This is a genomic window from Parvibaculum sp., assembly GCF_049672805.1.
Taxonomy (GTDB): domain Bacteria; phylum Pseudomonadota; class Alphaproteobacteria; order Parvibaculales; family Parvibaculaceae; genus Parvibaculum.
The window spans coordinates 1-6,897 of sequence record NZ_JBATWS010000083.1; the positions used below are offsets into that span (position 1 = coordinate 1).

The window sequence follows — 6,897 nt, forward strand, 5'->3', positions numbered from 1 at the left end:
GAACTGGCCCTGACCGGTGCCTTTGTCGGCGATACGGCAGCAAGCTCAGCCGAGCAGTTTGGCGCCTTTGTGGGATCACCGCTTGACGCCGGCTTCTGGCACACGGTTTTCATCGGCCTGACAATTCTGATTGTTGCCGGTGGTGTTTCTGCGGGCATTGCACGCTCCGTCACGATCCTGATGCCGCTTCTCTTTGCCCTTCTGTTGGGTCTTGCGATTTATGCTGTTACCACGCCGGGTTTCGGCGAAGCCATGCGCTTCATGTTTGCCTTCAAGCTTGAAGATGTGACGCCGGGCACGGTACTTGCGGCCATTGGACAGGGCTTCTTCTCGGTGAGTGTCGCGCTCGGTGCGATGATGACTTATGGGGCCTATCTAGAGCAGGATGTTTCCATTGGTCGCTCGGCAGTCATCATTGCGGTGGTAGATACGATTGTCGCCATCACGGCGGGCATTGCGATCTTCCCGCTCGTTTTCTCTTTTGGTCTTGAACCGTCGAGCGGGCCGGGCCTCACCTTCATCACGCTTCCCATCGCCTTTGGATCGATCAGTGGCGGCGTGGTGATCGGCACCATCTTTTTCCTTCTGCTGGCCGTGGCGGCGCTCACCTCGGCGATCTCGCTGCTGGAGCCGCTGGTCGCCTGGGCGGAGGAAACCTACCAGATTACCCGCCGCCGCCTCGCCATCATGGTGGGTGCCGCGGGTTGGCTGGTCGGGTTTGCGACGGTTTTCTCCTTCAATTACTGGTCAGATTTCTTCCCCCTCGCGCCTCTCGGCCTGATGGTGGACAAGACAATCTTCGATGTCTTCGACTTCTCCGTCTCGAACATCGTCATGCCGGTTGTGGGCCTGATGCTCGCGCTCTTTGCCGGCTGGGCCCTGACGCGCGAAACGGTGGTCGCGGCGCTGGGGGCGGAGCGGGCGCGCTGGTTTTCCTTCTGGCGCTTCATGCTGCGCTATATCGCCCCGCTCGGGGTCATCTCCATTTTTGTAGCTAACGTATTGATGTAGAGGGGGTTTAGCGCCTCCGGCTTATTTTGCGGGAGGCGCTTTCGCGGGCTTGTCATCTGGCGCGCAGCGAACTAAGTTCCCCGCCAATGCGCGACCGGCCCCGGCCACCCGCGCATATCCCGTGCAGCCGTAGCTCAGCTGGTTAGAGCGCTAGATTGTGGATCTAGAGGTCCCCCGTTCGATCCGGGGCGGCTGTACCATTTCCCTCCATCCTTTCCATATTTCCCTTCGCCTCAGGCAATCTTGCGCGCGGCTTTGTCCTTGCCCGCGGGCGGCACGAGTGCTTTCTTGCGCCATCAGAAAAGCTCAGCGGCAACCGGCGAGAGATCAGAAATCGCCAGACCCCGCACGGGAAGGAAATAAAGAATGACACTGACGGTTTACGGCGCGAGCCTTTCGCCTTTCGTGCGCAAGGTGCGCGTATTTCTGGCCGAAAAGAACGTGGCCTATACGCTGGAACAGGTGAACATCTTTCCGGCGCCCGACTGGTTTGTTGAAATTTCGCCGCTGAAGCGCATTCCCGTGCTGCGCGACGAGAGCGTCGGCCCGGACGCAACGCTGCCCGATTCCTCGGCGATCTGCGGCTATCTGGAAAAGAAGCATCCCGCGCCTGCGCTTTACCCGGCCGAGGCTTTCGCCCATGGCAAGGCGCTCTGGTATGAGGAATATGCCGATTCTGACCTCGCAGGCGCTGTCGGCATGGGCATCTTCCGCCCGATGATCGTGAACCGGCTTATGGGCAAGGAACCCGACACGGCAACGGCGGAGAAGACCTTCAACGAAAAGCTGCCGACCAACTTCGCCTGGCTCGAGAAGGAAATCGGCTCGAAGGAGTTTCTCGCAGGAGATGCCTTCTCCATCGCCGACATTTCCGTGGCGACGCATTTCGTGAATCTCGCTCATGCGGGGTATCGTCCGGATGCAAAGGCATGGCCGAACCTCACGCGCTACCTTGCTGCCATCCATGCGCGCCCCGGTTTTGCCGCCTGCATCGCGGAAGAAACCGCTCTTTTGAAGAAATTCGGGCTTTAAGACCTGTTTTCTTCAAATTTGCCGCCAGAAGCGATATTCCTGCGGCAAGACAGACAAGCCTTTCAGGCATTTCAGGGAGACAAGAATGGCCGAGAACGCCAGCAAATGGCCCGCCATGACGATCGAGGAAGCCCATGCCTTCCTCACCTCGCCGGGTACACCTTTCGAAATGGAAACCGTCAATATCCGTGGCGTTCCGATCCGCACCTATAAGGGCACACCGCCCTCGCTCCGCGCGATCTTCGATGCGGGCCGCGCCTTTGGCGACAGGGATTTCCTCGTCTATCAGGACGAGCGCGTCTCCTTCGAAAATCATTACCGCGCCGCAAGCGCGCTGGGCCGGGTGCTTAAGGAAAAATACGGCGTGAAGAAGGGCGACCGCGTCGCCATCATCATGCGCAACTTCCCCGAATGGTCGGTCGCCTTCTGGGCAATCGCGGCCATTGGCGGCATCATCGTGCCGCTCAACGCATGGGGCACGGGGCCGGAGCTTGAATACGGCATCTCGGACTCAGGCTCCCGCGTGGTCATCCTTGACCATGAGCGCCTTGAGCGCCTGCGTCCGCATCTTGATGCGCTGGCGCTTGACGGCCTGCTCGCCGTGCGCACGCCGGAAGCAGAACTCGGCACCGCCATCGCCCTTGAATCGCTGATCGGCAGGACTGCGGATTACGCCAAGCTCTCCGCCGACCCGCTGCCCGATCCGGGCCTCGAGCCGGATGATGATGCGACGATCTTCTACACTTCCGGCACAACCGGAAAGCCGAAGGGCGCGCTCGGCACACATCGCAACATCTGCACCAATCTGATGAACGCGATGATCAGCAATGCACGCGCCTTCATGCGCCGGGGCGAAATGCCGCCCGCGCCCGACCCCAATGCGCCGCAGCGTGTGACGCTTCTCTCGGTGCCGCTTTTCCACGCCACAGGCTGCCACTCGATCCTCGTTGGCACCTATGCGGGCGGCGGCAGGCTCGTCATCATTCATCGCTGGAACCCTGAACAGGCACTCGAACTGATCGAACGCGAGCGCGTGACGACCTTCGGCGGTGTGCCGGCAATGGTCTGGCAGGTGCTGGAATCGCCCGACTTCGCGATACGCGATACGTCGAGCGTTGAGTCCATCGGCTATGGCGGCGCACCTTCCGCGCCTGATCTTGTTGCCCGTATTCGCCAGCAGTTCCCGAAGGTCCAGCCTTCGAATGGTTATGGCCTGACGGAAACCTCCGCCATCACCACACTGAACCTTGCTGAAGACTATGTGGCAAAGCCCGATAGCGCTGGCGTGCCCGTGCCGGTCGTTGACCTCAAGGTGGTGGATGACAAGGGCAATGAACTGCCGCGCGGTCAGGTCGGCGAACTCTGGATTCGCGGACCAAACGTGGTGAAGGGCTACTGGAACAAGCCGGAAGCAACCGCTCAGGCCATTACCGAAGGTGGCTGGTTCCACTCCGGCGACCTTGTGCGGATGGATGAGGAAGGCTTCGTTTACATCCTCGACCGCGCCAAGGACATGCTGATCCGTGGCGGCGAAAACATCTACTGCGTTGAGGTGGAAGACGCGCTTTATGCGCATCCCGCCGTGATGGACGCAGCCGTTGTCGCTATTCCGCATAAGGTGCTGGGCGAAGAAGTCGGTGCTGTGGTGCAGGTCGCACCGGGCAAGCAGGTGACGGAAGAAGAGCTGCGCGCCCATGTCGGCAAGCTGCTCGCTGCCTTCAAGGTGCCGGTCAAGATCGAGCTTCGCAACGAGCCGCTGCCGCGCAATGCGAATGGCAAGATCCTGAAAACGGAACTCCGCGAGGACATGAAGAAGTACTCGAAGGATATCGCCTGACACGAACGGCTATTTGCCGCAACGTCAGCGCCGTAAAGATGAGAAAAGCCGCCCGGGCATGGAAATCCCGGGCGGCTTCTTTATGCTTGCGACACAAAGAAACAGGGAGAAATGCCAATGAAGATTTCACTGGAAGGGCGTGTTGCGCTTGTGACCGGCGGCAGCCGGGGTATCGGCCGCGCCATCGCATTGTCGCTCGCGGAAGCAGGCGCCGATGTCGCGGTCAATTATCGCCGCGATGAGGAGGCCGCACAGGAAACCGTTGCCGCGATTGAAAAGCTTGGCCGCAAGGCGAAGGCCTATTCGGCATCGGTCGAAAATTTCGAGGAAGACCAGCTCATGGTCGCCGATGTGCTGAAGGATTTCGGCTCCATCGGTATTCTCGTCAATAATGCGGGCATCGCCTCGCGCGGGCAGTCTGTTGCCGATACCGACCCGCAGGAGCTGGAGCGGGTGCTGCGTGTTCACGCCATGGCGCCGCATTTCATGTCGAAGCTCGTTCTCCCGCATATGCGCAAGGAGAAGCGGGGCGACATCATCATCATTTCATCCGTGGCAACGCTGTCCATGTCGGCGAATGGCGGGCCTTACAATATGGGCAAGGCAGCGGCAGAAGCACTCGCGCTGACGCTCGCAAAGGAAGAGCGGAAATACGGCATTCGCACCAACATCGTGGCGCCCGGCCTCACCGCCACCGATATGGGCTCGCGTCTCGCCGCTGCCCGCGCGGGCAAGAAGGGCATGGATATTCACGAACTCGACGAGACCATGCCTTTCGGCCATGTCTGCGAGCCGGAGGAAGTGGCGGCAGCAGTCGTCTATCTCGTGTCCGACGCGAACCCTTATGCGAACGGCCAGAAAATCAACATCGATGGCGGCGGCCCGGGCTGAACCGGCTACCGCATAGCGCAAAAAGAAATCCCCGGCACTGGAAAGCGCCGGGGATTTTTTATGCGCGGAGTGGAGTGGCCTTATTCCGCTGGAGAAAGCGTACCCGCCGGCTCGGACTTTCGGTTGCGGCGGAAGACCGAGGGCATGACGTTGATGAGCGAGAGCAGCACGGCCGAGGCATAGGGCACGGACTGCACGAGAAGCACGCCAACCCAGAGCCGCGAATGGCTGTCTGCGAAATGCGGACTCATCAGGAAGCCTGCGGTGAGGCCCCAGAGAAGCGCCAGCATGATCGCCTCTTCCCGCACCTGAATGAAGGCGGCGGCAAGCGGCGGCTTGTCCTCGCATTTCGGTGTGCGGATGAAGGGTTTGCTGGTGGTGATCATACCATTGAGCATGGCCTTCGCCACCGTATGGGTAAGGCCGAGTGCTGCCACGCCAGCCCCGAGGCTTTCGATGAAGCTGCAATCCTTCACGCGCACGGCATAAAGCCATAGCGAGCGCACGAACTTGAAGGCGAAGCTGCCAATGGTCGGGATCAGGAAGGCAGCAACCGGCAGCGACACCATATGCGGCTGATAAAGTGCCCAGGCTGAAAGGCCGATGCTGGCCGCGGTGAACAAAAGTGCGAGACCGTCAGCAAACCAGGGCAGCCATCCGGCAAGGAAGTAATAGCGTTGTGCGCCGGAAAGCCCGCTCTTGGAACTGGCCCAGGGGGCGAGCGCGTCCCAGTGATGCTTCACGATCTGCACCGCGCCATAGGCCCAGCGGAAACGCTGGCTGATATAGCCCGCCAGCGTGTCAGGTGTGAGGCCGCGCCCGAAAGAGTGGTTCACATAGACGCTGTCATAACCCGCGCGATAGAGCTTGATACCAAGTTCGGCATCCTCGCAGATGCACCATTCCGCCCAACCACCCACGCGCTCAAGCGCGCTCTTGCGCACCATCGTCATGGTGCCGTGCTGGATGACGGCGTTGAAATTGTTTCGCTGCACCATGCCGATATGGAAGAAACCGGCATATTCCCAGTAAGCCATATTCTTGAATGTGCTTTCGTGGCGGTCGCGATAATCCTGCGGCGCCTGCACGAAGCCGACATCATGCTTGTCGAAATAGGGAATGAGGGTGCGCAGCCAGTTCGGCTGAACCTGATAGTCGCTGTCGATGACGGCGATGATTTCCGCGTCCTCCGCCGTTCTTTCAAGGCCGAAATTGAGCGCGCCTGCCTTGAAGCCCGGCCAGTTCTCCAGATGGAAGAAACGGAACTTCGGTCCAAGCTGCGCGCAATAATCCCGCACCGGCTCCCAGATCAGCGGATCGGTCGTGTTGTTGTCGAGAATGAGAACTTCGAAGTTTTCGTAATCGAGCTTCGAGAGCGCGGTGAGCGTCTCCTTCACCATCTCCGGCGGTTCATTGTGGATCGGCACATGGATCGACACTTTCTTTGTCGGCATGGCCACGTTTTCATCAAACGGCTCGAAATGCCGTGCGCCGCGCCGCGTCCAGATGACTTCCACAAACTCGATGGCTTCCGCGAGAAGCACGATCAGGAGAAGCCCCTGCGCGAAGAACAGGAAACTCCAGACGGTCGCGCCCACCCAGGTAAAGTAAAGCCCTGTCACGGAAAGCCCGGCCCAGGCAATGGCAGAGCCGGCAATTTGCGTCAGCACCGCGAAGATGACGACGCCGGCCGGCCGCACATGATGCTGGCGCAGCATGAAAAGCATGGCCGGAACAAGCGCGAGGCCCGCCGCGAGCGATGCCCAGAAGCGCCATTCCGGTGCCTCGGAAATGCTGCCCGCCATGGGGAATTTCGGCTGCCGGTCGGCGTTGTAGATGCCCCAGAAGGCACCCGCCGCGCCTTCTTCCGATGCCTTCCACGGCTGGTCAAAGGCTTCCATCACATAATAGGTGAGGTCTTCCGCTTTCGCGCGGTTGAGAAACTCGCGCATGAAGGTTGCCTGATTGACGAGCGAGGGCACGGCCTCGGTGCGGCGGTCAGCTTCGGGCATGCCGGGATAGGGGCGGCGCGGAATGACCTTGCCACGGCTTGGCCAGCCCACTTCGGTCACGACGATGGCCTTGTCCGGATAGGCTGCTTCCAGTTCATCCAGCCGCTCAAAGAC

General features: G+C 60.4%; 5 protein-coding genes and 1 tRNA gene. 5 read left to right on the top strand and 1 reads right to left on the bottom strand.

What is annotated here, in order from left to right:
* The 5 genes from WBF74_RS02675 to WBF74_RS02695 form a co-directional block, all read left to right on the top strand.
* On the top strand, window positions 1-1,011 hold a 1,011-nt coding region (locus WBF74_RS02675), incomplete at its 5' end, for a sodium-dependent transporter (protein ID WP_424434779.1).
* 123 nt (window positions 1,012-1,134) lie between these two features.
* Window positions 1,135-1,211, top strand: a tRNA-His gene (locus tag WBF74_RS02680).
* 166 nt (window positions 1,212-1,377) lie between these two features.
* Window positions 1,378-2,043 carry a glutathione S-transferase family protein gene (locus tag WBF74_RS02685; protein WP_424434782.1) on the top strand — a complete coding sequence of 222 codons (666 nt, stop codon included), beginning with the start codon at window positions 1,378-1,380 and terminating at the stop codon, window positions 2,041-2,043.
* Between the two features lie 85 nt (window positions 2,044-2,128).
* Window positions 2,129-3,880 (top strand): class I adenylate-forming enzyme family protein, encoded by a 1,752-nt coding sequence (locus WBF74_RS02690; RefSeq protein ID WP_424434785.1) that lies wholly within the window; start codon window positions 2,129-2,131, stop codon window positions 3,878-3,880.
* 117 nt (window positions 3,881-3,997) lie between these two features.
* Window positions 3,998-4,771 (top strand): SDR family NAD(P)-dependent oxidoreductase, encoded by a 774-nt coding sequence (locus WBF74_RS02695; protein ID WP_424434788.1) that lies wholly within the window; start codon window positions 3,998-4,000, stop codon window positions 4,769-4,771.
* 80 nt (window positions 4,772-4,851) lie between these two features.
* Here the strand turns inward: WBF74_RS02695 and WBF74_RS02700 are convergent.
* Window positions 4,852-6,897, bottom strand: a 2,046-nt coding sequence (locus WBF74_RS02700) for a glycosyltransferase (RefSeq protein WP_424434791.1), incomplete at its 5' end; no start/stop codon positions are given.